Raw genomic sequence first — 22,409 nt, forward strand, 5'->3', positions numbered from 1 at the left:
CGCGTCAGGCGCTGGCCTGGTGGTTGAACGGCTCCAGGTCGTCGCCGATCTCGCTGCGCAGCGTCCCGAGGATCCGGCTGAGCAGGCGCGAGACCTGCATCTGCGTCACGCCCAGGTCCTTGCCGATCTCCTCCTGGGTGAGGTCGTCGAAGAACCGCAGGTGCAGCACCCGCCGGTCCCGCTCCGAGAGACGACGTACGACCGGCGCCAACGTCATCCGCGCCTCGCTGGCCGCCGACTCGCGGTCGACGCCGGGCAGCAGGTCGCCGACGCAGGTCGCGGAGTCCGCGGCGACGGGCTGGTCGAGCGAGGCGGGCTGAAAGGCCCCGAAGGCCTCGAGCGCCTCGCGGTACTCGGCCTCGCTGATCCCGAGCCGCTCGGTGAGCTCGGGGGTCGAGGGGCTGCGGCCGAGCTCGCCCTCGAGCGACTCGATCGCCTGGTTGACACGCCACTGGAGCTCCTGGATGCGGCGCGGCGGCCGCACCGTCCAGCCCCGGTCGCGGAAGTAGCGCAGGAGCTCGCCCCGGATGGTGGGGACGGCGAAGGTCAGCAGGTCGTTGCGGGTGGCCGGGTCGAAGCGGCGCACCGCCTTGGTCAGTCCCTCGTAGGCGACCTGGCGCAGGTCGTCGCGGTCGATGCCGCGGTCGTAGTAGCGCGAGGCCACCGACTCGGCCACGCCACGGTTGATGACGATCACCTCGTCGAGGATCGACCTGCTCTCGTCGGGGTCGGTGGCGGCGGCGGCGGCGGTGAGGAGCGCGGCCGTGCGCTCGCTGCGCTCAGCGCGGGTCAGACCCCGGTCTCCGTCGAGCCGACGCGGCCCACGGATGGTGGTGTGTGCGGCAGTCATCATCATGCGTCCTCTTCCCGAAATGAGGCGGCTCCCCATCGCTTTCGACGTTAGGGGCCGGACGCTCCGCTGCCGCCCACCCCAAGGGGTGCTGGGGAAGAATCACCCGGAGGGGTGGCGGTTCGGGCGCATCGCTCGGATTGGGAGAGTCGGTGCGCGGGTACCGACGGTCCATGATGCTTCCGAAGCCGCGCGGCCCCCTGAGCGCCGCGGTGTTCGAGTCGATGCGGGTGATCCCGGCCGAGCCGGTGGCCCGCGCGCACCCGGGGGCCGACGGCCCCGAGGACGCCGCTGTGACGCTGTGGGCGCTCTACGAGCTGGCCTACCGCGGCTTCGACGACGTCGACGAGACGGCGGAGTGGGACCCCGAGCTGCTCGCCGTCCGGCGCGGGCTCGAGGTGGAGCTCGAGGGCCGGCTGCGCTCGCGCTGGGACGCCTACCGCAGCGACCACGAGCGCAACGACGACTTCGGTGAGGACCTGTTCGCGTTCGTCGCCGCCCATGACGGCCGCTCGCTGGCGCGCTTCGTGCAGACCGAGGCCGACGAGCAGCAGGTGCTCGACCTGCTGCGCCTGAGGTCGGTCTACCACCTCAAGGAGTCCGACCCCACCGCGTGGGTCGTGCCGCGGCTGCCCACCGCGTCGAAGGCGGCCTTGATGGAGCTCCAGTACGACGAGTACGGATCCGGGGACCCCAACCGGGTGCACTCGCACCTCTTCGCCCGCGGTCTCGAGGCGATCGGGCTACGCGCCGAGTACGGCGCCTACCTCGACGACGTGCCGCTGGAGATCCTCGAGCAGAACAACGCGATGTCGCTGATGGGCCTGCATCGTCGGCTGCGCGGCGCCGCGCTCGGGCACCTGGCGGCGTTCGAGGCGACCAGCTCGCTGCCGTCGCGCCAGCTGTCGCAGGGGCTGCAGCGGCTCGGCATGGCGCCGGAGATGTCCGCCTACTACGACGAGCACGTCGAGGCCGACGCCGTGCACGAGCAGCTGGCCGTGCGCGCGATCTGCGGCGAGCTCGTCGCGGTCGAGCCCGAGGTCACCGACGACGTCTACTTCGGGGCCTTCACCTGCCTCGACCTCGAGGACCGGCTGGCCCGGCTGCTCCTCGAGCGCTGGCAGGTGGCGTCGTGAGCGACGTGCCCACCTACGAGCACCCGGACGTCGTGCTGTGCCCGGGCGGTCCGATGCTGCTGCGCGGCAAGCACGTCATCGAGGACTCGTCGGGCGAGCTGCACGAGACGACCCGCCGGGTCACCGCGCTCTGCCGGTGCGACAAGTCGGCACGCAAGCCGTGGTGCGACGGCACCCACAAGCTGCTCCCGGAGAAGCTGGCGCCGTCCTGAGGGACCTCAGTCGTCGTCGGTCTTGCCGGGGATCAGGTCGAGGTCGTCCTCGCCGCGCCGCTCGGCGCGGTTGACCTGCTCCTCGGGGTCGACGTCCAGGCGCTCCTCGGCGTCGGCGGCATTGATGCCCTCCTCGGCGGGCACGCCCCCCAGGTCGATCGGTCGGTCTTCGCTACGGGGACTCATGCTCGGAGGTACCCCTGCCCGAGCCCGCACATGCCCTAGATTGCGGCCATGCTCGTCTCCGAACGCATCGGCCAGCTCTTCCTGGACGGCGACCAAGGCCGGGACCGCCTGGAGTACACCGAGTACGGCGCGGGCGACGCCTGGGTGGTGCTGCTGCACGCCCAGCTGATGCCGCGACGCATGCAGCAGCCGCTGGCGCGAGCGCTCGCGTCGCAGGGACTGCACGTGGTGACCCTGGACCTGCTCGGTCACGGACGGTCCGACCGGCCGGCCGACCCGCTGGTCTACTCGATGACGGCCTTCGGAGAGCAGGTCGTGGCGCTGCTGGACCACCTCGGCGCGCCGCAGGCGGTCATCGGGGGCACCTCGCTGGGCGCCAACGTGTCCTTGGAGGTGGCGGTCAGCGCCCCCGAGCGGGTCCGCGGCCTCATCTGCGAGATGCCGGTGCTCGACAACGCGTTGGAGGCCGGGATCCTGGCGTTCGGCCCGATCCTGTTCTCCGCGCGCTTCCTGCCGCTCACCATCGCCGCCGTGCGTCGCCTGACGCGTCCGGTCCCGCGTGGGGTCGTGCCGTTCTGGGCCGGCATCGCGCTGGACACCCTCGACCAGCGCGCCGACTCGATGGCGGCGCTGGTGCACGGGGTGTTCTTCGGCCGGATCGCCCCGTCGTCGCGCCAGCGGCGGGCGATCAGGGTGCCGGCCCTGGTCGTCGGCCACCCGGCCGACCCGATCCACCCCGCGGCCGACGCCGCGATGCTCGCCGAGGAGCTGCCGAACGGCACCTTCGTGCGCGCGCGCAGCATCCTGGAGTGGCGTCGGGACCCCGAGCGGCTGGACGCCGAAGCGGCCGACTTCGCACTCGCGTGCTGGAAGACGCCGCGTCGCAGCCGCCGCGCCGCCACCTGAGGGGCACACTGGTCAGATGCCTCTCTACCGCGACGAGGCGATCGTGCTGCGCACCCACAAGCTGGGGGAGGCCGACCGCATCATCACCCTCCTCACCCGGAGCAACGGACGCGTGCGTGCCGTCGCCAAGGGCGTGCGCCGCACGTCGTCACGGTTCGGGTCCCGGCTCGAGCCGTTCACCCACGTGGACCTCCAGCTGGCCGAGGGCCGCAACCTCGACACGATCACCCAGGCCGAGACCAAGTCGGCGTTCTCCTCGGCGCTGGGCGCCGACTACGAGCGCTACACGGCCGGAACCGCGATGCTCGAGACCGCCGAGCGGCTGGTCTCGGAGGAGAAGCAGCCCTCGCTCCAGCAGTTCCTCCTGCTCGTCGGCGGGCTGCGGGCGATGGCGGCGGGGGACCACCGGCCCGGCCAGATCCTGGACTCCTACCTGCTGCGCTCGCTGGCGGTCGCCGGCTACGCGCCGTCGTTCGACGCCTGCGCGCACTGCGGCCTCGAGGGGCCGCACCGCTGGTTCAACCCGTCGATGGGCGGGATGCTCTGCACGACGTGCCGGCTGCCGGGCTCGGCCAGCCCGTCGCCGCAGGTCATCGCGACGATGAGCGCCCTGCTGGCCGGCGACTGGCCGGTCGTCGAGGCGGCCGAGCCGCGCCAGCTGCGCGAGGCGAGCGGCCTGGTGTCGGCGTTCCTGCACTGGCACCTGGAACGAGGCCTGCGCTCGCTGGAGCACGTCGAGCGATAGCGTCGCCCCGTGAAGCGAGCCGTCCGCCAGCCCACGCCGCACCCCTCGGGCGCGCGGCCGCCGGCGATCCCCAAGGACCTGGTCCCGAAGCACGTCGCGATCGTCATGGACGGCAACGGGCGGTGGGCCAAGGAGCGCGGGCTGCCCCGCACGAAGGGCCACGAGCAGGGCGAGAGCTCGCTCTTCGACGTCGTCGAGGGCGCGATCGAGATCGGCGTGAAGGCGGTGTCGGCCTACGCCTTCTCGACCGAGAACTGGTCGCGCTCTCCCGACGAGGTCAAGTTCCTCATGGGCTTCAACCGCGACGTGATCCGGCGCCGGCGCGACGAGATGCACGAGCTCGGTGTCCGGGTGCGCTGGGCGGGTCGGGCCCCCAGGCTGTGGAAGTCGGTGATCCGCGAGCTGCAGGTGGCCGAGGAGCTCACGAAGGACAACGACGTGCTCACGCTGACGATGTGCGTCAACTACGGCGGGCGCGCCGAGCTCGCCGACACCGCCCGACGCATCGCGCAGGACGTCGCCGCGGGCCGGCTCAAGGCCGACAAGGTCGACGAGCGGACGTTCGCGCGCTACCTCTACGTGCCCGAGCAGTCCGACGCCGACCTGGTCTGGCGCACGTCGGGGGAGCAGCGATTGTCGAACTTCATGCTGTGGCAGGCGGCCTACAGCGAGCTGGTCTTCACCGACGTCCTCTGGCCCGACGTCGACCGTCGCGCGCTGTGGCAGGCGATCGAGGTCTACGCCGGGCGTGACCGGCGCTACGGCGGCGCCCAGCCCAACTTCACGTCGTAGTCACTCGTGGCGGCGCCGAGCCAGGTCAGCCGGCGCCGTGGCGGAGCACCCAGGTGCCGGCGCTGCTAGACCGCCGCGCCTCGTGCTGGCCCGTCTCTCGCACTCTCTGCCAGGCTGTCCCCGACCGAGCGAACGGAGTCGTGCATGGCGGTGGGGGAGAGCGCTGGTGATCACGGCGACCTGACGACGACGCCGTCTCCCGACGTCTTCGCGCGCCCGGCCGTGGCCCAGTCGGTCTGCACCGTCCTGTTCGCGCTGGACCTCGTCCTGCGGTTCGCCGGACCCGTCGAGAGCGGTCCGTGGCCGCGAGCGGGCGCCGCGCTGCTCGTCGTCGTGACGGTGGCGGCCCTCGCGCTGCCGTGGCGACGACTGCCGCCCTGGGCGCCGGCCGTCCTCGCGGTCTGCGACCTCGCGACCATCGGGATGTTCCGTCTGGACGCGGTGGGAGGCGGCTCCGCCGTCCTGATGGTGCTGCCGGGCCTCTACCTCGGCCGCTACTACGGGCGGCGCGGCGTCGTCGTGACCGCCCTGGGCGCGGCGGTACTCGCGGGCGCGCCGAGCCTGGCCTACTTCGGGTGGGACGGACCCAACGTCTCCCGCATCCTGCTGTCGGTGCTGGTCGCGATCGCGGCCTCGCTCGCCATCGCCTCCGCCGTCAGCCGCCTCGAGCGCCAGCGACGGGTGTCCGCGGCCATCGTCGACAGCGTCGACGTCGGGCTGGTCCTGCTCGACGACGACGGCGTCTACCAGGCCATGAACCGCCGGCACGGCGACTTCATGGGCCTCGCCTACCCGGGCGGCCACGCAGGTCGGGCCGGCCAGCTCGGGCTCGTCTACAGCGCGGACGGCACCACCGAGGTGAGCGCCGACGAGATGCCCACCGCGCTGGCGGCGCAGGGCCAGGAGTTCGACGACGTCCGGATCTGGGTGGGCGACGACCCCCTGACCCGGCGCGCGCTGTCGGTGTCGGCGCGGGTCGTGCGCGACAGCGGTGGCCGCTTCGACGGCGCGGCACTGGCCTACAAGGACGTCACCGACTTCATGCGGGCGTTGTCGGTCAAGGACGAGTTCGTCAGCTCCGTCTCCCACGAGCTGCGGACCCCGCTCACGTCCATCCACGGCTACACCCAGCTGCTCCTCGAGCGCGACGACCTGCCGGCGCAGGCCCGCGCCCAGCTGGAGGTCGTCGTGCGCAACACCGAGCGGCTCCAGCGGCTGGTCGGCGACCTGCTGCACACCAGCCAGCTCGACGAGGACGGCGTGCAGTTCCAGCGCTGCGAGGCCGACCTCGCCGAGATCGTGCGTCAGGCCGTGCAGGCGGCCGAGCCGGCCGCGCGCGAGAACGACGTACACCTGGAGGTGAGCACGCCGCCCCACCTCGTCCTCAAGGTGGATGCCCAGCGCATCGCCCAGGCCGTGGACAACCTGGTCTCGAACGCGATCAAGTACACGCCGCGTGGCGGGGAGGTGGTCGTCGAGCTGGGGATCGACGCCGACCGTGCCGAGATCACCGTGCGCGACACCGGGGTCGGCATCGACGCCGCCGACCGCGACCGCCTCTTCACCCGCTTCTGGCGCGCCCGCCACGCCGAGGAGCAGTCGATCCAGGGCGTCGGTCTCGGGCTCAACATCACCCGCAGCATCGTGGAGGGCCACGCCGGCCGGATCGACGTGGAGAGCGAGGTCGGGCGGGGGAGCACCTTCCGGGTGCGGCTGCCCCTGGACGGTGCTCCCGCCGCGGGGCCGGGCTAGTCGCCCGCGACGGCCATCTCGTTCGGCTCGGCGTCGAGCGTGGCGGTGCGCAGCACCTCACCGGTCGTCAGGTCGACCGCGTGCACGGCCTTCGAGGCAGGCTCGGTCACGTAGGCCACGTCGTCGTGGACCTTCAGCGACGGGTGCGGGTCCTGCCACTCGGCCGGGCCCTCCCACGCGTCGATGACCGGGAACGCGTCGACGACCCGACGGCTCTCCGGGGCGAGGACGTGGATGGAGCCGTCCGTGCCCAGCACGAAGGCCCGGTCCTGCGGCCCGCGGGCGACGCCGCGGAAGGTGTAGTCCGCGCCGTCGGGGAGGTCGACCACCTCGAGCGTCCCGTCGGTCGTGTCGATGACCGTCACCGCTCCGAGCAGGTAGCCCTCGGCGTCGGGGTCGGTCTTGTAGTCGCCGACGACGAGCGGGCTGGTCTCGCTGACGTAGGCGTTGCCCATGCGGCCGTAGGGCTGGTCGGGTGCCGCGAGCTTCTGGAAGCCGCCGTCGGCGTAGAGCAGGGCGCCGTCCTCGCAGCCGAAGACGACGACCTCGCCGGCCGCCGTGCCCTCGCCGTGGATGCCGGGGCACTGGTCGGACTCCGCGACGGTCGTGCCGGACGCGTCCTGCGCCACGGCGCCCGAGCGCGTCTCGGCGTCGCCGACCGTCGTCAGGAAGGTGCCGTCCTCGAGCACGAGGGAGACGCCGTGGTGCGCCTCGGTGCCGGGGACCGTCCGGGCCTCGCCCGTGAGGTCGTCGGTCTCCAGGATCGTGCTGTCGCTGGTGCCGTCGGCGTAGAGCACGGTGCGACCGGCGTGCGGAACGACGTGGCCGGGGGTGTCTGCCTCGTAGACGGTGTCCGTCATCCGCGGCTCCGTGCCGTCCTCGCCGGCTCCCGTGTCGAGGAGCTGGAACCCGTCGGCGACGGTCACCATGACGTGCCGGCCGTCCCCTGCGGGGTTGAGCCGGGTGAACTCCTCGGAGTCGAGGTCGCCGAGGACCTCGAGGGTCTCGCCGTCCAGGACCGCGACGCCGCCCTCGTAGGAGACCGCGACGCGGGCCGAGGGCTCGCCGCTGCCCGCACGGCCCGCCTGGGCCTCGTCGGCGGAGGTGTCGTCGTCACCGCCGGAGGAGCAGGCGGCCAGCAGCAGGAGGGTGGCCGCCGGGATCGCCGCCAGACCTCCTCGTCGGATCGGGGATGTGCGCATCGTGGATCGTCCTTCCATGGGGGGTGGTCCAGCCGGTCGGCTGGTGGGGGAGACCGTCATCGGAGACCCCCGGCGATGCGCTCGGCGTTGACGCGCATCATGGTCAGGTAGTCCTCGGCGCCGCCGCCCTCGGCGGTCAGGGACTCGGTGTAGAGCTCGACCACGTCGACCTCGATCCCGGCCTCCTCGGCGAGCGCGCGGACCAGCCGGTCGGGGGAGGAGGACTCCGCGAAGACGGTGCGGACCCCGGTCTCCTCGACCGCGGACACGAGGTCGGCCAGGTCGGAGGCGCTCGGGGCGGCCAGCGTGGTGCCGCCGGGGATGACCGAGCCGACGATCCGGAAGTCGTAGCGGTCCGCGAGGTAGCCGAAGACGTGGTGGTTGGTGACCAGGGCCCGGCGTGCTGCCGGGACGGCGGCGAACTCGCTCGTCATGGCCGCGTCGACGGCACGCAGCTGCTCGGTGTAGGCCGTCGCCTGCTCCCGGACCGTCGCGGCGTCGACGCCGTCGAGCCCGGCGAGCGCCTCGACGAGGCCGTCGACCACGTCCACCATGCGCGCCGGGTCGGTCCAGAAGTGCGGGTCGGGCGTCCCGGCGGCGTCACCGTCGGCGTAGTCGATCACGTCGACCGCCTGGCCCGCCACGAAGCCGGGCACCCCGTCGTCGTCCGCGGCGTCGAGGTGCTGCTGGAGCCCCTCCTCCAGCCCGAGGCCGTTGGAGACGACCAGGTCGGCCGACCGCAGGCGGGCCGCGTCGCGGGCCGAGATCTCGAACGAGTGCGGGTCGGCGTCGGGCCGCATCAGGGTGACGACCTGGGCCTCGGACCCCACGACCTCCTCCACGACGTCGCCGAGGATGTTGGTGGAGACCACGATGACGGGGCGGCCGTCGGAGGCCTCGTCGCATCCGACCAGCGTGGCGCCGACGAGGAGCGCGGACAGCAGGCCGCCGACGCGGACGGCGAGAGTCCGCCGCATGCCGTTCATCGTCCGGTCCCGGCCGTGAAGAGCGGCGAGGTCGGCGTCGGGAAGGTGCGCGCGACCCGGGCCCCGTCCCTGAAGTCGATCTCGTGGAGACGCCGCTCCGCGGGGGCGCTGAGGTAGGCGCGCTGCTGGTCCACGACGAGGACCGGCTCGCCGACACCCGACCCGAGCGAGGCGGCCGCGAGCGGCGGGGTCGTGGAGAGCAGGTCCCCGGTGACGCCGTCGATCACGGCGACCCTGCCGTCGACGGTCAGTCCGAGGACGTGCTCGTCGTCGTCGTCGACCGCGGTGACCTGTCGGAGGGCCACCGGAGCGTCGAGGAGTCGCCAGGCCCGTTGCCGGTTGTCGAGCAGCCAGATGCGGTCGCGGCCCGCGAGCGCGGCCACCGTGGGGCGCCCGTCGCGCCCGGCGAACGACGTGGCGCGCGGTGCGGGCCGGCCCGCCGGATAGGGGATGCGCTCCACCTTCAGCCGGTCCCCGTCGCTGGTGGCGAGCAGGGCGCCGTCGGCGCAGCCCACGACGGTGCCGACGCGGGTGGTGATCGTCCCGGACGCGCGCTCGCAGCGGTGGGCGGCACCGGGCAGCCGCTCGCCCTCCGGGTCGAGGGCCACCACACGGTCCGGGGTTCCGTCCGGACCCGGCTCGGTCAGGAGGGCGTGCTCGCCCACCGGCACCAGCAGGCCCTCGTGCGGTGGCACCTCGAGGCGGTACCGCTCCGTGAGCCCACCGTCCGCCAGCGCCGCGGTGTCGAGGAGGACCGCCTCACCGGTCTCGGTGAAGAAGACTCCCGTGCCCCCGCTCGTGGAGGAGGTCGTGGTCGCGACGTTCGACGGACCCGCGCCCGTGAGGCGGCCGACCCCGCGTGGCTCGGCTCGGTAGTAGTGGAAGTGGTCGACGTGGTCCCAGGTCCACACGCCGCTGTCGACCACGTCGACGCCGCCGGCGACGTCGACGAAGAGGAAGCGGCCGTCGGTCTGCACCTTCGTGGCGGGCCCGAGGTCCGCGATCCCCGTCTCCGCCCCCTCGACCAGGTCGAGGTGACGCACGACCCCGGACGGGTCGACGGTCGTCAGTCCGTAGGCGGGCTCGCTCAGCTCCGCCGCCCCGGCTACCTTCCCGTGGTCCTCCTCGGTGGCGGGCTCGTCGCGTGGGGCGGCGGTGTCCTGGCCGGGTGCGGAGCAGGCGAGCCCGATCGGGACGATCAGGCCCATGAGGGCGAGCGCGGGGGCGCGGGAGGGCATCGACGTTCTCCTGGGGTCTCGAGGAACAGGTCAGGCGAGGCGGGGAGCCGGGCCTCGGCCGGCGCCGCGCAGGGCGCCGCCGAGGCCGTGAAGGACGTGGGAGAGGGCCGCCAGGCAGATTGCGGCCATGGCGATGGAGGACCCGGCGGCGGTCTCGGCGAACCACGACACGAGCAGGCCGACGAGGACCGCCAGCACGCCGAGCAGCGCGGCCAGCGCCATCGTCGTGGGCAGGCGGCGGGTCCAGGCGGACGCGGCGACGGCGGGAGCGATCAGGAGGCCGACGACCAGGAGCGACCCGACCGCTTGGTAGGACACCACCACGGTGAGCGTCACCAGTCCCACCAGCAGCGCCTGGGCGAGGGCCGGTCGCAGTCCGAGGGTGCCGGCCACGCGTGCGTCGAGGGCGAGGGCTACGAGTGCGCGGTGCGAGAGCGCCGTGAGGACGAGGCCGGTGCCCGTCGCGATGGCGAGCACCACCACGTCGGTCGAGGAGATGGCCAAGATGTCGCCGAAGAGGATCGCGGAGGCATCGGTGGCGAAGCTGCCGGAGTGGGAGACCACGATGACGCCGAGCGCGAGCATCGCGACGAACAGCAGCCCGATGCTGGTGTCGTACGCGAGCCGTCCGCTCCGCTGGAGGAGGCCGACCGCCACGCTCATGGCCGCGGCGCTGGCCGCGGCGCCGAGCAGCACCGGGAAGCCCGCCACCGTCGCCAGCGCGACGCCCGGGAGCATGCCGTGCGCGAGCGCCTCCCCGAGGAAGGCCATGCCCCGCACCACCACCCAGGTGCCCACGACGCCACATAGCACGGCGACCAACGCGCCTCCGAGGAGCGCGCGCCGGAAGAACTCGAGGGCGAACGGCTCGGTCATCCAGGACATGGCGACGAACGTAGGACAAGTGAGAGTGATTCTCAAAATCAATAAGTTACTCTCGTGCCATGACGGCCTCCGTGCACCTCTCCTCGTCCCCCCAGCACCTGTCCTCCATGGCCCGGCTCGTGGGCGTCGGGGTCTCCTACGGCGAGCACCAGGCCCTGCGCCACGTGGACCTGCGGATCTCGCGAGGGCGCCTCACCGCGCTGACGGGAGCCAACGGCGCCGGCAAGTCGACCCTCATCGAGGTGCTGGCCGGGGTCCGGCCGGTGACGACCGGGCAGGTGACGAGGGCGACTGGGGCGCTGGCGTTCGTGCCGCAGCGCACCGCCGTGCCCGACCGGCTGCCCGTCACCGTGCGGGAGGTGGTCACGATCGGGGCCTGGGGTGAGGCCGGTCTGTGGCGTCGGGTCGGGTCTGCCGGCCGGGTCCGCGTCGCGACCGCGATGGAGGTGCTGGGGCTCACCGGCCTCGCGCACCGCTCGTTCGGCACGCTGTCCGGCGGCGAGCAGCAGCGTGCGCTGCTGGCGCAGGGTCTGGCCCGCGGCGCGGAGCTGCTGCTCATCGACGAGCCCACGACGGGCCTCGACGGGGAGAGCGCCGCGCATATCGGTGCCGCCATCGAGGCCGAGGTGGCTCGGGGCGTCACGGTCGTGTGCGTGAGTCACGACGACGACGTCATCGCCCGAGCAGCGCGCGTGGTGCGCCTCCAGGACGGCCGGATCGTCGACGACACCGAGCCGGCCTGAGCGGTGGCCGCTCCGGCCTGCGCTAGCGGCAGGCCGCGCAGGTGCCGAAGATCTCGAGGGTGTGGCTGACCTGCGCGTAACCGTGCTCCTCGGCGATCGCGCGCGTCCAGCGCTCCACGCCAGGACCCTCGACCTCGATCGTCGCTCCGCAGGTGCGGCAGACGAGGTGGTGGTGGTGCGTGTCGGAGCAGCGGCGGTAGCTCGCCTCGCCGTCCTCGGTGCGCAGCAGGTCGACCTCGCCGGACTCCACCATCCGCTGGAGCGTGCGGTAGACGGTGGCCAGGCCTACGGGCTCGCCCCGTCGCGAGAGCAGCTCGTGGATGTCCTGGGCGGAGCGGAAGTCGTCGAAGGAGGCCATCGCCTCGGCCACCGCGATCCGCTGACGCGTGGGGCGCAGCCCCGAGGGCGCCGGGTCAGTGCTCGTCATAGTGCTGCTCGTGAGGGGCGTGCCGGTGGCCGTCGTGCACGTAGTCGACGTGGTCGCCGTGGGGGATCGCGGCGTGCCCGCAGTCGGGGCCGTGGTCGTGGGGGTGCTCGGCCGCGTCGTGCGGGGTGGTGGTCCCGTCCGGGGGCAGCGCCGGGAACGGCGTGCTCCGCAGGTGGCGTCGGCGCAGCCAGGCGCCCAGCGGCCAGGTGATCACGAAGCCGGCGAGCGAGAGCAGGACGATGGTGGAGCCGGGAGCCACGCGGGTCCCGGCCGGAGCGAGGGCCGACAGCGACAGGCCGCCCACGGAGGCGACCATGCCCAGCACCATCGCCGCGCCTAGGGTCGTCCGGAAGGAGCGGGTGAGCTGCTGGGAGGTCGCCACCGGCACGACCATCAGCGCCGACACGAGGAGCAGCCCGACCGTGCGCATCGCGATCGTGACGCTGACGGCGGCGAGCACGGCGACCAGCAGGTTGTAGGCCCGGACGTTGAGCCCGGCGACCCGTGCGAACTCCTCGTCCTGAGCCACCGCGAACAGCTGCGGGGCCAGGCCCACGCCGACGAGGATGACCACCGCGGCGAAAGCCATCGTGATCCACACGTCACCCACGGAGATCGTGGTGATGGAGCCGAAGAGGTACTCCTGCAGGCGCGCGGCGCTCTGTCCGCCCAGCCCGGTCAGCAGCACGCCGCCGGCCAGTCCGCCGTAGAAGAGCAGGGCGAGGGCGACGTCGCCGTTGGTGTGGCCGCGCTCGCGGATGATCTCGATCAGGACCGCGCCCAGCACCGCGACGGTGACCGCCGTCCACGTGGGCGCGATGCCGGTCAGCAGCCCGAGCGCGACGCCGGTGACGGCGACGTGACCGATCCCGTCACCGAGCAGCGCCAGGCGCCGCTGGACGATGTAGGTGCCGACGGCGGGAGCCGCGAGGCCGGTGAAGAAGGCGGCGAGCAGGGCTCGCTGCATGAAGGGGTAGGAGAAGATGTCGAGCATCAGCGGCCTCCCTCCAGCGGGCTGGAGACGTGGGGGGAGTGGTCGTGGCGCAGCGCGTGGCCGTCGGTGTGGTGGTGGTGCAGGTGCGGCTCGGCGAAGCGCGGGTCGTGCACCTGGTGGTCGGCCAGTGGGGCGCCGTCGTAGGCGACCCGGCCGTCGCGCATGACCACGGCGCGCCCGACGAGCCCGGCGAGCGGGCCCAGCTCGTGGGCGACCAGCACGATGGTGGCGCCCCGGGAGGCGAGCTCGCCGAGCGCGGCGGTGAGCGCGAGCTGGTTGGGCAGGTCGACGCCGGCGGTCGGCTCGTCGAGGAACAGCAGCTCCGGCTCACCGGCGAGCGCGCGCGCGATCAGCACCCGCTGCTGCTGGCCTCCGGAGAGCTGCGAGACGCCGTCACGTGCCCGGTCTGCGAGGTCGACCACCTCGAGGGCGTCCTTGATCGCCGTACGGTCGGCACGCGAGAGCGGGCGCAGGAGCCGTCGGCGGGTGAGCCGGCCCGAGGCGACGACCTCCCAGACGGAGGCCGGGACGCCGGTGGCCGCGCCGAGGCGCTGGGGCACGTAGCCGACCCGTTGCCAGTCGTGGAAGTGGCGGAGGTCGGTGCCGAAGAGCTCGAGCGTGCCGGAGGTCAGCGGGCGCAGCCCGGTCAGGGCGCGGACCAGGGTGGTCTTGCCCGACCCGTTGGCGCCCATGAGTGCCACGAACTCGCCGGACTCGACGCGCAGGTCGATGCCACGCAGGACCGGGCGGCCGCCGATGGCGACCGCCCCGTCCGTGAGGTGCAGAGGTGTCACTGGCACCCGTTGGCCTTCACCAGCGCCTCGAGGTTGGCGTTCATCAGGGACAGGTAGTCGTCGTCGGACGTCTCGTCGCTGAGGCCCTCGATCGGGTCCAGCACCGCGGTCGTCACCCCGGCGTCCTCGGCCACGGCGTTCGCCAGGCGCTTGGTGGCCAGGCGCTCGGAGAACACCGTGGTGATGCCGTCCTCGCGGATCAGGTCCTCGAGGCGGGCGCGGTCGGCGGGGGTCGGCTCCGCGTCGGGGGAGAGTCCGTTGATCGGCTCCATGTCGAGACCGTACTTCGTCAGGTAGCTGAACGCGTCGTGGCTGACCACGACCGTGCTGCGCTCGCAGCTCGTCAGGGTCGAGCGGTAGGACTCGTCGAGCTTCTCCAGGTCGCTGCGGAGGTCAGCAGCGTTGGCGGTGTACTGGTCGGCGTTGTCGGCATCGAGCTCGCCGAGCTTCGCGGCCACGGCGTCACCGAGGTCGGCCATGCGCAGCGGGTCCTGCCAGAAGTGCGGGTCCACGTCGCCGTGATCGTGACCCTCCTCGTCGGCGTGGCCCTCCTCCTCGCCCTCGTGGCCGGCCTCCTCCTCGGCGTGCTCGTCCTCGTGCTCCTCGGTCTTGAGCAGCTCCACCACGTCGGCCACGTCCACGACCTCACCGGTCGCGTTGGCCTCGACGGAGTCGTCGACGGTCGGCTGGAAGCCGGTCTCGAACACCACGAGGTCGGCGTCGACGATCGCGCCCGTCTCGCGCGGCGTCAGCTCGAGGTCGTGCGGCTCGCCACCGGGCTGGGTGAGGTTCTCGACGTCGGCCAGGTCGCCGGCGACCCGCTCCGCGACGTACTGGAGGGGGTAGAAGGCGGCGACCACCTGGATCCCGTCGTCGGCGCTCGCCGAGTCGTCGCTGAGCGCGCCGCACCCGCTCAGCGCCAGCGCTCCTGCGGCCAGGAGGGCGGACGAGCGGAAGGCAAGGCGGCGAGGCAGGTTCATGAGAACGATTCTCAAGCACATGAGAATCATTGTCAACTCGGCGGACCAGTGGTTGAAACCACGCCACCGGTGGTCGAGCAGCGAGGAGCGTCAGCGACGAGCGCCCGTCGAGACCCCTGCACCCGAACGCCGAGCTGATCCCACGGTGGTTGAGGTGCGAGCGCCAGCGAGCCTCGAAACCACACTGTTTGCGGGGGCTGGTGTTGGCCCGCGCGCTAGCAGCCCGGGTCTCGGCGTCAAGGAGCTTCGCCCGCTTCGCGGCGGCTTCGCCGTCCTTGACTCCGAGCCTCTCCCGGGCTGCTGTGGCGGCGCACGGGCGGCGGCGGCTTCGCCGCGCCGCCCGCACAAGCGCGGGCCCTGCCTATCGGTCGCCTATGTCGGCAGTTCGCGCCTGACGCCGACGTCTCCACGCTCGGCCGGCCCGGTGTGGTGACCAACTGCCGACGCTGAGTGTCGGTTGTCGCACCACCAGTCACACCAGCCCCACCAGGGGGGGTGCCGCGCTTTGCGCGGGCGGCGCGGGCGAAGCCCGTGTCGCCCCGTGCGCCGTCAAGCCGGTCGAGAGAGGCTCCGGGTCAAGGACGGCCGGAGGCCGCCGCGAAGCGGGCGAAGCTCCTTGAGGCGGAGACGCGACCGGCTAAGCGCGCGGCACCCCAGTCCGGCCCCGAGGAGGCAGCCAGAGGTGCGGGGGTCTCGACGGACGCTCGTCGCTGGCGCTCCTCGCTGCTCGACCACCGGTGCGGTGGTTTCGAGGCTCACTGGCGCTCGCACCTCAACCACCGTAGTCGGCGTGATTTCGGGGCTCGCTGCGCTCGCACCTCAACCACCGGGGCTAGCCTGCGGGGATGTTGGTGGTGAGCAGGTTCCGGGTGGCCGACGACGAGCGCGAGGTGTTCCGGGGGGAGCTGGAGGGGGCGCACGCGCTGCTCGCGGCGCGGCCCGGGTACGTCGACGGGACGATCGGGCGCAACCTCGACGAGCCGACCCTGTGGGTGCTCACGACGCGGTGGGAGCACGTCGGGGCCTACCGCCGGGCGCTGTCGTCGTACGACGTGAAGCTGGGGGCGGTGCCGCTGCTGAGCCGGGCCGTGGACGAGCCCAGCGCCTACGAGGTGGTCGAGCCGGGGACCGTGCTCAATATCGAGTCGAGCAGGTCGATAGGCTGAGCGGCTCCGGGACCGGCAGCCAGTCGGCCCACGAGCAGGAGCTCCCACGTGGCACAGAAGCCAGCAACCACCCTCGACCAGGTCGTCTCCCTCTGCAAGCGCCGCGGGTTCGTCTACCCGTGCGGCGAGATCTACGGCGGCACCAAGTCCGCCTGGGACTACGGCCCCCTCGGCGTGGAGCTGAAGGAGAACATCAAGCGCCAGTGGTGGAAGGCGATGGTGACCGCCCGCCAGGACGTCGTCGGGCTCGACTCCAGCGTGATCCTGCCGACCCGCACCTGGGAGGCCTCCGGCCACATCGGCACGTTCAGCGACCCGCTCACCGAGTGCCAGTCCTGCCACAAGCGCTTCCGCGCGGACCACATGCAGGAGGACTACGCGGCCAAGAAGAGCACCAAGGGCGACCCGGTCGATCCTGACGATGTCGACCTCAAGGAGCTGGCGTGCCCCAACTGCGGCACCCGCGGCGCCTGGACCGAGCCGCGCCCCTTCAACATGATGCTCAAGACCTACCTCGGCGTGATCGAGGACGAGTCCGGGCTGCACTATCTGCGGCCCGAGACCGCGCAGGGCATCTTCCTGAACTTCGCCAACGTCGTGACCACGAGCCGGCAGAAGCCGCCGTTCGGCATCGCCCAGATGGGCAAGTCGTTCCGCAACGAGATCACCCCCGGCAACTTCATCTTCCGCACGCGCGAGTTCGAGCAGATGGAGATGGAGTACTTCGTCAAGCCCGGTGAGGACGAGGAGATCCACCAGTACTGGATCGACCAGCGCACCGCCTGGTACACCGACCTCGGCATCGACCCGGCCAACCTGCGCCACTTCGAGCACCCGCAGGAGAAGCTCAGCCACTACGCCAAGCGCACCGTGGACATCGAGTACAACTTCGGCTTCTCCCAGCGCGGCTTCGAGGAGCTCGAGGGCATCGCCAACCGCACCGACTACGACCTCACGCAGCACAGCACGTTCTCCGGCAAGGACCTGTCGTACTTCGACCAGGCCAGCGGCGAGCGCTACATGCCCTACGTGATCGAGCCGGCCGCCGGCCTGACCCGCTCGCTCATGGCCTTCCTCATCGACGCCTACGACGTCGACGAGGCGCCCAACACCAAGGGCGGCGTCGATACCCGCACGGTGCTGCGGCTCGACCCGCGCCTGGCGCCGGTCAAGGTCGCGGTGCTCCCGTTGAGCCGCAACTCCGACCTCTCGCCCAAGGCGCGCGACCTCGCCGCCGAGCTGCGCCGGCACTGGAACGTCGACTTCGACGACGCCGGCGCGATCGGCAAGCGCTACCGCCGCCAGGACGAGATCGGGACGCCGTACTGCGTCACCGTCGACTTCGACACCCTCGAGGACGACGCGGTCACCGTGCGCTCGCGCGACACCATGGAGCAGGAGCGGATCGGCCTGGACCGCATCTCCTCCTACTTCGGGGAGCGGTTCCTCGGTTGCTGAGCGGCCGCCGGGTGCACAATGGCGCCGTGAAGAGCGCCGGGACCCTCGCCAGCCTGCTGCTGTGCGGGGCTCTGCTCGCCGGCTGCTCGGACGACGGAGGCGACCCGGAGACCCCGGAGCCCACGGACGGCGCCAGCTCGTCGGCGTCGCCCGCGGCGCAGGAGCCCGAGCAGGAGGGGGTCCCCGAGGGCACCGAGCTGACGCCCGAGGGCACCGACCTCGTGCTCGGTGACGAGGCCGTGGTGTCCTACGAGCCGCGCCAGGAGACCGTCGGCGTGCTGGAGGTGAGCGTCACGCGGATCGAGCGGACGACGTTCCGCGCGTCGTTCGCCGGCTGGCAGCTCGGCGCGAGCACGAAGCGCACGACGCCCTACTTCGTCCGGGCCACGCTGACCAACGCCGGCGAGACCGACCTCGGCGGCCGGCAGGTCCCGCTGTACGGCGTCGACTCCAAGGACATGCTCGTCGAGGCCTCGACCTTCAAGGGTCGCTTCAAGCCGTGCCCGAGCCGCCCGTTCCCGAAGGCGTTCGCCCCGGGCGCCACGCACGAGGCCTGCCTGGTCTACCTCGCGCCCGCCGGCACCACGCTGGCGGCGGTCTCGTTCCGCCCCACGCAGGAGTACGTCCCGATCACCTGGACCGGGCCTGTCTCGAAGGTGCGCCCCGTCAAGCGCAAGCCCCGGCCGTAGCTGCACGCCGCCACACCGCCCGACCCGGCGGATCCGGCGGTTTGGGCGGCGGCCGCGCCGGCGCGAGAATGGGCGGGTGACCGCCCTGCCCTCCTCGTTGACGCTCGGGTCGCTGCGCGTCGAGACGCCGGTGGTGCTCGCGCCGATGGCCGGCATCACCAACGCCGCCTACCGCCGCCTCTGTGCGGAGCAGGGGGCCGGCCTCTACGTCTGCGAGATGATCACCTCGCGCGGGCTGGTCGAGCGCGACGAGACGACGCTGAAGATGCTCGTCTTCGACGAGCTCGAGACCACGCGCTCGGTCCAGCTCTACGGCACAGACCCCGTCTACGTCGGCAAGGCGGCCGAGATCCTCTGCGGCGAGTACGGCGTCGCCCACATCGACCTCAACTTCGGCTGCCCCGTGCCGAAGGTGACCCGCAAGGGCGGTGGGGGAGCCCTGCCGTGGAAGCGGGCGCTGCTCGGCGAGATCCTCGAGCACGCGGTCGCCGCCGCCACGCCGTACGGCGTCCCGGTCACGATGAAGACCCGCAAGGGCATCGACGACGACCACCTCACCTACCTCGACGCGGGTCGCATCGCGCAGGAGTCCGGCTGTGCGGCCATCGCGCTGCACGGGCGCACGGTCGCCCAGTCCTACTCCGGGCAGGCCGACTGGAGCGCGATCGCGCGGCTGGTCGAGCACGTCGACATCCCCGTCCTGGGCAACGGAGACATCTGGGAGGCCGCCGACGCGGTGCGCATGGTCGAGGAGACCGGGGTCGCCGGTGTCGTCGTGGGTCGCGGGTGCCTGGGGCGGCCGTGGCTCTTCCGCGACCTGGCGGCGGCGTTCGCGGGCGAGGTGGTCGCCACGCTGCCCACGCTCGGCGAGGTCGCCGACATGATGCGCCGCCACGCGCAGCTGCTGTGCGACCACATGGGCGAGGAGCGCGGCTGCAAGGAGTTCCGCAAGCACGTGTCCTGGTACCTCAAGGGGTTCGCCGCCGGCGGCGACATGCGGCGCTCGCTGGCCATGGTCGACACGCTGGCCGACCTGGACCGGCTGCTCGCCGACCTGGACCGCGACGAGGCGTTCCCGGTGCAGGAGCTCGGCACCCCGCGCGGGCGCCAGGGCTCGCCGAAGAGCCGGGTGGCCCTTCCCGAGGGCTGGCTGGACGACACCGACGGCACCGACGTCGAGCTGCGCGAGGACGCGTCCGAGACCACCGGTGGGTGACTCGGAACACGCACAGGTTTCTGGTGGGGGATTGGGACACGATCCGCGCACTGTGCTTTAGTCGTCGTTCGTGCCCGACCACCTCGTGTGGTGGGGCACCGTCCCTGTCAGCAACAGCAAAGGATCAGCGCTGTGGCAGATCATCGCCACAAGCGGGAGACCAATGCCCGCCGCATGCCCCGTGCCGTCGTCATCGCCGGCCCGCTCGCCGTCCTGGCGACCGCTTCCGCGGTGACCCTCGGGATCGCCGCCGGTGAGCCCGCCAGCAGCAGTGGCGCCACGGACATGACCGCCGCAGCCTCCTCCATCGGCGCGGGCGCCGCGGAGCGCAGCGAGGACGTCAGCCGCGGAGCCGGTCGTGGGGCCGGACGCGGCGAGCTGACCAGCATGATGGCGAAGAGCAAGGTCACGATGTCGACCGAGTCGACGCTCAAGGCGATCCGCACCGCCAAGGAGCGGCTCTGGATCGCGAGCACCCTCGACCTGTGGTCCGCCCCCGGCGCCAAGGCCGAGCAGGTCGGCGAGATCGAGGCCGGCGAGAAGGTCCTCGTGACCGGCCGCACCATGGACGGGCGCGACGAGATCGTGGTCGACGGCAAGGCGCGCTGGGTCAGCACCGGCTACCTCACGAACGAGAAGCCGTTCTCCCTCGGCGGCGCCTGCACCAACGGCACGACCGTCCCGGCGGGCGTCAGCGAGAACATCAAGAAGGTCCACGCGGCCGTCTGCGCGGCGTTCCCCGAGATCAGCGTCTACGGCACGTTCCGCGGCGACGGCGAGCACGCCCAGGGCATCGCGGTCGACATCATGGTCTCCGGCGACCGGGGCTACGAGGTCGCGGAGTTCGTGAAGAAGTACTACTCCGAGCTCGGCGTCAGCTACCTCATCTACTCCCAGCGGATCTGGTCCGTGCAGCGCGGCGGAGAGGGCTGGCGCGGCATGTCCGACCGCGGCTCGACGACCGCCAACCACTACGACCACGTGCACGTCACGACCTACTGACGTCGTGCTCGGCCGCCTCGCGACCCTCGTCCTGCTCCTGGGAGTGGGCGTGGCGCCCGCGATCGTGAGCTCTCCGAGCGAGGCCGCCGTTGCGCCCGCCGCCACCAAGGTCACCGCTCGCGCCGCGGCCGCCCGCGTGGCCGTCGGCAATCCGGTGCGGGTCGCCGGCCGCGTGAGCGGGAGGTCGGCGCGTGCCGTGGTGCTGCTGCAACGCAAGCGGGGCGACTCCTGGGTGCTGGTCAAGCGGGCCCGGGTCCGCGCCGACCGGACGTACGCCGTCAGGACGAAGGCGCGCCGCGGCGCCAACCGGTTCCGCGTCAAGGTGCCGCGCACGCAGCGGCTGCGGGGCGGCACGTCGCGCGTCGTCACCGTCCGCGGCGTACGGCGCACGGGTGACGCCCGCCTCCGCGAGGCCCGCGCGGTCATCCTGCGCGAGACCAACGCCTACCGCGACTCGCAGGGCCTCGCAGCGCTGAAGCCGATGGCCGCGCTGAACGGCGTGGCCCAGCGGTGGTCGGTCCGGATGGCCGACACCGGTCGGTTCGAGCACAACCCGGACTACGCCGCGCAGTACCCCGACGGCTGGAGCCGGGCCGCGGAGAACATCGCCATGGGGTACTCCCGGGACCGGGTCGTCGACGCCTGGATCGACAGCCCCGGCCACCGCGCCAACCTGGTCGGCGCCTACACCCACCTCGGCATCGGCGTGGCCTGGGACCGTCGAGGGCGGCCGTACTACACGCAGAACTTCGCGGCCTACTGAGCCTCCGGAGGCGACGCACCTCCCGGTTGGCCGCCCGTGCCAGACTGCGGCATGCCTCGTGACCGCGTCCTCGCCATCATCCAGGCCGGCGGCGCCGGCGGCCGGATGGACGTCCTCACCCGGGAGCGCGCCAAGCCCGCGCTCCCGTTCCTCGGTGTCTTCCAGCTGGTCGACCTGCCGTTGTCGAACCTGACCCACAGCGGCGTCAACGAGGTCTGGCTGTCGGTGCAGTTCCAGGGGGGCACGCTGGAGGAGCAGGTGGCCAACGGCCGCCCCTGGGACCTCGACCGCTCGCGGGGCGGGCTGCGCCTGCTGATGCCCGAGGAGGGCACCGGAAGCCTGGACGAGGAGGGCTTCGCCAAGGGCAACGCCGACGAGCTCTTCCGCATCCGCGACCAGATCGCGACGTTCGCGCCGGACGTGGTCCTGGTGATGAGCGCCGACCACGTCTACCGGCTCGACTACGCCGACGTCGTCGAGACCCACCGCCGCGCCGGCGCCGAGTGCACGGTGGTCACGACCGAGGTGCCGGTCGAGGAGGCCTCCAACCACGCCACGGTGGAGACCGACGGCGACGGGCTGGTCACCGGCTTCGACTACAAGCCCGAGGAGCCGACGACCGGCACCATCGCCACCGAGGTGTTCGCCTACGACCCGGTGGTGCTCGTCCAGGTCCTCGAGGAGCTGCACCGCGAGCTCGGCGCCGACAGCGACGCGGGTGACTCGGGGCTCGAGGACTTCGGCGACCACCTGCTGCCGCGCCTGGTCGAGCGTGGCCGCACCCACGCCCACGCCCTCGACGGCTACTGGCGCGACCTCGGCCAGCCGCACCTCTACCTGCGCGCCCACCACGAGTTCCTGACCGACGACCAGGACGTCCTGGGACACGCGGACTGGCCGATCCTGACCCGTCAGCCGCAGCGCGGACCGGCGCGGCTGCTCGACGGCGCCGACGTCGTCGACAGCCTGGTCAGCCCGGGGGCCACGGTCGCCGGCGTCGTACGCCGCAGCGTGCTGGGGCCCGGCGTGGTCGTCGAGGCGGGGGCCGAGGTGCACGACAGCGTGGTGTTCCGCGACTCCGTCGTCCGGGGCGGCGCCCAGGTGCACTGGTCGATCGTCGACACGCACTGCGAGATCCGCCCGGACGCCCGCGTGGGGGAGGCCGGCGTGGCCGGCACCGACGACTCCGACGTGGTGACGCTCGTGGGCCGCGGGTCCACGGTCGGCGACGGGGTCTCGCTCGCGGCCGGCAGCCGCCTCGAGCCGGGCAGCACCGCCTGACCTGTG

General features: G+C 72.6%; 24 protein-coding genes. 14 read left to right on the forward strand and 10 right to left on the reverse strand.

Annotation, left to right across the window (positions count from 1 at the left end):
* Nucleotides 1-4 precede the first annotated feature (4 nt).
* Nucleotides 5-850 (reverse strand): sigma-70 family RNA polymerase sigma factor, encoded by an 846-nt coding sequence (locus IRQ30_RS09850; protein ID WP_227467322.1) that lies wholly within the window; start codon nucleotides 848-850, stop codon nucleotides 5-7.
* A 173-nt stretch (nucleotides 851-1,023) separates the two neighbouring features.
* Here IRQ30_RS09850 and IRQ30_RS09855 point away from each other — a divergent pair, with 173 nt between their 5' ends.
* Together IRQ30_RS09855 and IRQ30_RS09860 are read left to right on the forward strand one after the other, a co-directional pair.
* On the forward strand, nucleotides 1,024-1,986 hold the full coding sequence (locus IRQ30_RS09855; RefSeq protein WP_193612725.1) for an iron-containing redox enzyme family protein: 963 nt from the start codon (nucleotides 1,024-1,026) through the stop codon (nucleotides 1,984-1,986).
* Nucleotides 1,983-2,198: a CDGSH iron-sulfur domain-containing protein gene (locus IRQ30_RS09860; protein WP_338087905.1), complete on the forward strand. Its 216-nt coding sequence runs from the start codon at nucleotides 1,983-1,985 to the stop codon at nucleotides 2,196-2,198. Before IRQ30_RS09855 ends, IRQ30_RS09860 begins: the two co-directional genes overlap by 4 nt.
* Before the next feature lie 6 nt (nucleotides 2,199-2,204).
* On the opposite strand, the gene IRQ30_RS09865 is transcribed toward IRQ30_RS09860, so the two are convergent.
* Nucleotides 2,205-2,384: a hypothetical protein gene (locus IRQ30_RS09865; protein ID WP_193612726.1), complete on the reverse strand. Its 180-nt coding sequence runs from the start codon at nucleotides 2,382-2,384 to the stop codon at nucleotides 2,205-2,207.
* 48 nt (nucleotides 2,385-2,432) lie between these two features.
* Between IRQ30_RS09865 and IRQ30_RS09870 the strand changes: the two genes are divergently transcribed.
* The 4 genes from IRQ30_RS09870 (at nucleotide 2,433) to IRQ30_RS09885 (ending at nucleotide 6,579) form a co-directional block, all read left to right on the forward strand.
* Nucleotides 2,433-3,290, forward strand: a complete 858-nt coding sequence (locus IRQ30_RS09870) for an alpha/beta fold hydrolase (protein WP_193612727.1) — start codon at nucleotides 2,433-2,435, stop codon at nucleotides 3,288-3,290.
* A 16-nt stretch (nucleotides 3,291-3,306) separates the two neighbouring features.
* Nucleotides 3,307-4,035, forward strand: coding sequence for a DNA repair protein RecO (gene recO / locus IRQ30_RS09875; protein ID WP_193612728.1), 729 nt, complete (start codon nucleotides 3,307-3,309; stop codon nucleotides 4,033-4,035).
* A 9-nt stretch (nucleotides 4,036-4,044) separates the two neighbouring features.
* Nucleotides 4,045-4,827, forward strand: coding sequence for an isoprenyl transferase (locus IRQ30_RS09880; RefSeq protein WP_193609181.1), 783 nt, complete (start codon nucleotides 4,045-4,047; stop codon nucleotides 4,825-4,827).
* Nucleotides 4,828-4,971: 144 nt separating this feature from the next.
* Nucleotides 4,972-6,579 carry a sensor histidine kinase gene (locus IRQ30_RS09885; protein ID WP_193612729.1) on the forward strand — a complete coding sequence of 536 codons (1,608 nt, stop codon included), beginning with the start codon at nucleotides 4,972-4,974 and terminating at the stop codon, nucleotides 6,577-6,579.
* On the opposite strand, the gene aztD is transcribed toward IRQ30_RS09885, so the two are convergent.
* The 4 genes from aztD to aztB are packed head-to-tail and all read right to left on the reverse strand — an operon-like array spanning nucleotide 6,576 to nucleotide 10,890.
* Nucleotides 6,576-7,781, reverse strand: a complete 1,206-nt coding sequence (aztD, locus tag IRQ30_RS09890) for a zinc metallochaperone AztD (protein WP_193612730.1) — start codon at nucleotides 7,779-7,781, stop codon at nucleotides 6,576-6,578. The two genes, IRQ30_RS09885 and aztD, sit on opposite strands and share 4 nt — an antisense overlap.
* A gap of 56 nt (nucleotides 7,782-7,837) precedes the next feature.
* The gene (aztC, locus tag IRQ30_RS09895; protein WP_193612731.1) at nucleotides 7,838-8,758 is read right to left on the reverse strand and encodes a zinc ABC transporter substrate-binding protein AztC; all 921 of its coding nucleotides are present in this window, start codon (nucleotides 8,756-8,758) and stop codon (nucleotides 7,838-7,840) included.
* Between the two features lie 5 nt (nucleotides 8,759-8,763).
* A complete protein-coding gene (locus IRQ30_RS09900) occupies nucleotides 8,764-10,005 on the reverse strand; it encodes an ABC transporter (protein WP_193612732.1) in 1,242 nt (413 codons plus the stop codon).
* A gap of 30 nt (nucleotides 10,006-10,035) precedes the next feature.
* Entirely contained in the window at nucleotides 10,036-10,890 is an 855-nt protein-coding gene (gene aztB, locus IRQ30_RS09905; protein WP_193612733.1) for a zinc ABC transporter permease AztB, read from the reverse strand.
* A 59-nt stretch (nucleotides 10,891-10,949) separates the two neighbouring features.
* Here aztB and aztA point away from each other — a divergent pair, with 59 nt between their 5' ends.
* A complete protein-coding gene (gene aztA, locus IRQ30_RS09910; protein WP_193612734.1) occupies nucleotides 10,950-11,633 on the forward strand; it encodes a zinc ABC transporter ATP-binding protein AztA in 684 nt (227 codons plus the stop codon).
* A gap of 22 nt (nucleotides 11,634-11,655) precedes the next feature.
* On the opposite strand, the gene IRQ30_RS09915 is transcribed toward aztA, so the two are convergent.
* From IRQ30_RS09915 to IRQ30_RS09930, 4 genes are read right to left on the reverse strand one after another with little or no spacing between them, the layout of a single operon-like run.
* Entirely contained in the window at nucleotides 11,656-12,060 is a 405-nt protein-coding gene (locus tag IRQ30_RS09915; RefSeq protein ID WP_193612735.1) for a Fur family transcriptional regulator, read from the reverse strand.
* Entirely contained in the window at nucleotides 12,047-13,054 is a 1,008-nt protein-coding gene (locus tag IRQ30_RS09920) for a metal ABC transporter permease (RefSeq protein WP_227464370.1), read from the reverse strand. Before IRQ30_RS09920 ends, IRQ30_RS09915 begins: the two co-directional genes overlap by 14 nt.
* Nucleotides 13,054-13,854: a metal ABC transporter ATP-binding protein gene (locus tag IRQ30_RS09925; RefSeq protein WP_338089646.1), complete on the reverse strand. Its 801-nt coding sequence runs from the start codon at nucleotides 13,852-13,854 to the stop codon at nucleotides 13,054-13,056. Before IRQ30_RS09925 ends, IRQ30_RS09920 begins: the two co-directional genes overlap by 1 nt.
* Nucleotides 13,845-14,828: a metal ABC transporter substrate-binding protein gene (locus tag IRQ30_RS09930; RefSeq protein ID WP_193612736.1), complete on the reverse strand. Its 984-nt coding sequence runs from the start codon at nucleotides 14,826-14,828 to the stop codon at nucleotides 13,845-13,847. Before IRQ30_RS09930 ends, IRQ30_RS09925 begins: the two co-directional genes overlap by 10 nt.
* 845 nt (nucleotides 14,829-15,673) lie before the next feature.
* Here IRQ30_RS09930 and IRQ30_RS09935 point away from each other — a divergent pair.
* The 7 genes from IRQ30_RS09935 (at nucleotide 15,674) to IRQ30_RS09965 (ending at nucleotide 22,403) form a co-directional block, all read left to right on the forward strand.
* Nucleotides 15,674-15,994, forward strand: coding sequence for an antibiotic biosynthesis monooxygenase family protein (locus tag IRQ30_RS09935; RefSeq protein ID WP_193612737.1), 321 nt, complete (start codon nucleotides 15,674-15,676; stop codon nucleotides 15,992-15,994).
* 48 nt (nucleotides 15,995-16,042) lie between these two features.
* Nucleotides 16,043-17,452, forward strand: a complete 1,410-nt coding sequence (locus IRQ30_RS09940) for a glycine--tRNA ligase (RefSeq protein ID WP_193612738.1) — start codon at nucleotides 16,043-16,045, stop codon at nucleotides 17,450-17,452.
* Nucleotides 17,453-17,478: 26 nt separating this feature from the next.
* Nucleotides 17,479-18,141, forward strand: a complete 663-nt coding sequence (locus tag IRQ30_RS09945) for a hypothetical protein (RefSeq protein WP_193609191.1) — start codon at nucleotides 17,479-17,481, stop codon at nucleotides 18,139-18,141.
* Between the two features lie 76 nt (nucleotides 18,142-18,217).
* Nucleotides 18,218-19,357, forward strand: coding sequence for a tRNA dihydrouridine synthase DusB (dusB, locus tag IRQ30_RS09950; protein ID WP_193609192.1), 1,140 nt, complete (start codon nucleotides 18,218-18,220; stop codon nucleotides 19,355-19,357).
* Between the two features lie 174 nt (nucleotides 19,358-19,531).
* Nucleotides 19,532-20,359 (forward strand): SH3 domain-containing protein, encoded by an 828-nt coding sequence (locus tag IRQ30_RS09955; RefSeq protein WP_193612739.1) that lies wholly within the window; start codon nucleotides 19,532-19,534, stop codon nucleotides 20,357-20,359.
* A gap of 4 nt (nucleotides 20,360-20,363) precedes the next feature.
* Nucleotides 20,364-21,122, forward strand: a complete 759-nt coding sequence (locus IRQ30_RS24185) for a CAP domain-containing protein (RefSeq protein ID WP_193612740.1) — start codon at nucleotides 20,364-20,366, stop codon at nucleotides 21,120-21,122.
* A gap of 51 nt (nucleotides 21,123-21,173) precedes the next feature.
* Complete coding sequence (locus IRQ30_RS09965) at nucleotides 21,174-22,403, forward strand: glucose-1-phosphate adenylyltransferase family protein (RefSeq protein ID WP_193612741.1); 1,230 nt, start codon at nucleotides 21,174-21,176, stop codon at nucleotides 22,401-22,403.
* Nucleotides 22,404-22,409: the final 6 nt, after the last annotated feature.

Origin of the sequence: Nocardioides lijunqiniae, from assembly GCF_015024225.1 — a bacterium.
Classification (GTDB): domain Bacteria; phylum Actinomycetota; class Actinomycetes; order Propionibacteriales; family Nocardioidaceae; genus Nocardioides; species Nocardioides lijunqiniae.

Excerpts from the sequence above, each read along its gene's own strand:
- IRQ30_RS09855 (WP_193612725.1), top strand. The coding sequence starts at position 1,024 with ATGATGCTTCCGAAGCCGCGCGGCCCCCTGAGCGCCGCGGTGTTCGAG.
- IRQ30_RS09850 (WP_227467322.1), bottom strand. The coding sequence starts at position 850 with ATGACTGCCGCACACACCACCATCCGTGGGCCGCGTCGGCTCGACGGA.
- IRQ30_RS09915 (WP_193612735.1), bottom strand. The coding sequence starts at position 12,060 with ATGACGAGCACTGACCCGGCGCCCTCGGGGCTGCGCCCCACGCGTCAG.
- aztD (WP_193612730.1), bottom strand. The coding sequence starts at position 7,781 with ATGCGCACATCCCCGATCCGACGAGGAGGTCTGGCGGCGATCCCGGCG.
- IRQ30_RS09965 (WP_193612741.1), top strand. The coding sequence starts at position 21,174 with ATGCCTCGTGACCGCGTCCTCGCCATCATCCAGGCCGGCGGCGCCGGC.
- IRQ30_RS09870 (WP_193612727.1), top strand. The coding sequence starts at position 2,433 with ATGCTCGTCTCCGAACGCATCGGCCAGCTCTTCCTGGACGGCGACCAA.
- recO (WP_193612728.1), top strand. The coding sequence starts at position 3,307 with ATGCCTCTCTACCGCGACGAGGCGATCGTGCTGCGCACCCACAAGCTG.
- IRQ30_RS09955 (WP_193612739.1), top strand. The coding sequence starts at position 19,532 with ATGCCCCGTGCCGTCGTCATCGCCGGCCCGCTCGCCGTCCTGGCGACC.
- IRQ30_RS09930 (WP_193612736.1), bottom strand. The coding sequence starts at position 14,828 with ATGAACCTGCCTCGCCGCCTTGCCTTCCGCTCGTCCGCCCTCCTGGCC.
- IRQ30_RS09920 (WP_227464370.1), bottom strand. The coding sequence starts at position 13,054 with ATGCTCGACATCTTCTCCTACCCCTTCATGCAGCGAGCCCTGCTCGCC.
- IRQ30_RS09885 (WP_193612729.1), top strand. The coding sequence starts at position 4,972 with ATGGCGGTGGGGGAGAGCGCTGGTGATCACGGCGACCTGACGACGACG.
- IRQ30_RS09865 (WP_193612726.1), bottom strand. The coding sequence starts at position 2,384 with ATGAGTCCCCGTAGCGAAGACCGACCGATCGACCTGGGGGGCGTGCCC.
- aztC (WP_193612731.1), bottom strand. The coding sequence starts at position 8,758 with ATGCGGCGGACTCTCGCCGTCCGCGTCGGCGGCCTGCTGTCCGCGCTC.
- IRQ30_RS09935 (WP_193612737.1), top strand. The coding sequence starts at position 15,674 with ATGTTGGTGGTGAGCAGGTTCCGGGTGGCCGACGACGAGCGCGAGGTG.
- aztA (WP_193612734.1), top strand. The coding sequence starts at position 10,950 with ATGACGGCCTCCGTGCACCTCTCCTCGTCCCCCCAGCACCTGTCCTCC.
- IRQ30_RS09900 (WP_193612732.1), bottom strand. The coding sequence starts at position 10,005 with ATGCCCTCCCGCGCCCCCGCGCTCGCCCTCATGGGCCTGATCGTCCCG.
- aztB (WP_193612733.1), bottom strand. The coding sequence starts at position 10,890 with ATGTCCTGGATGACCGAGCCGTTCGCCCTCGAGTTCTTCCGGCGCGCG.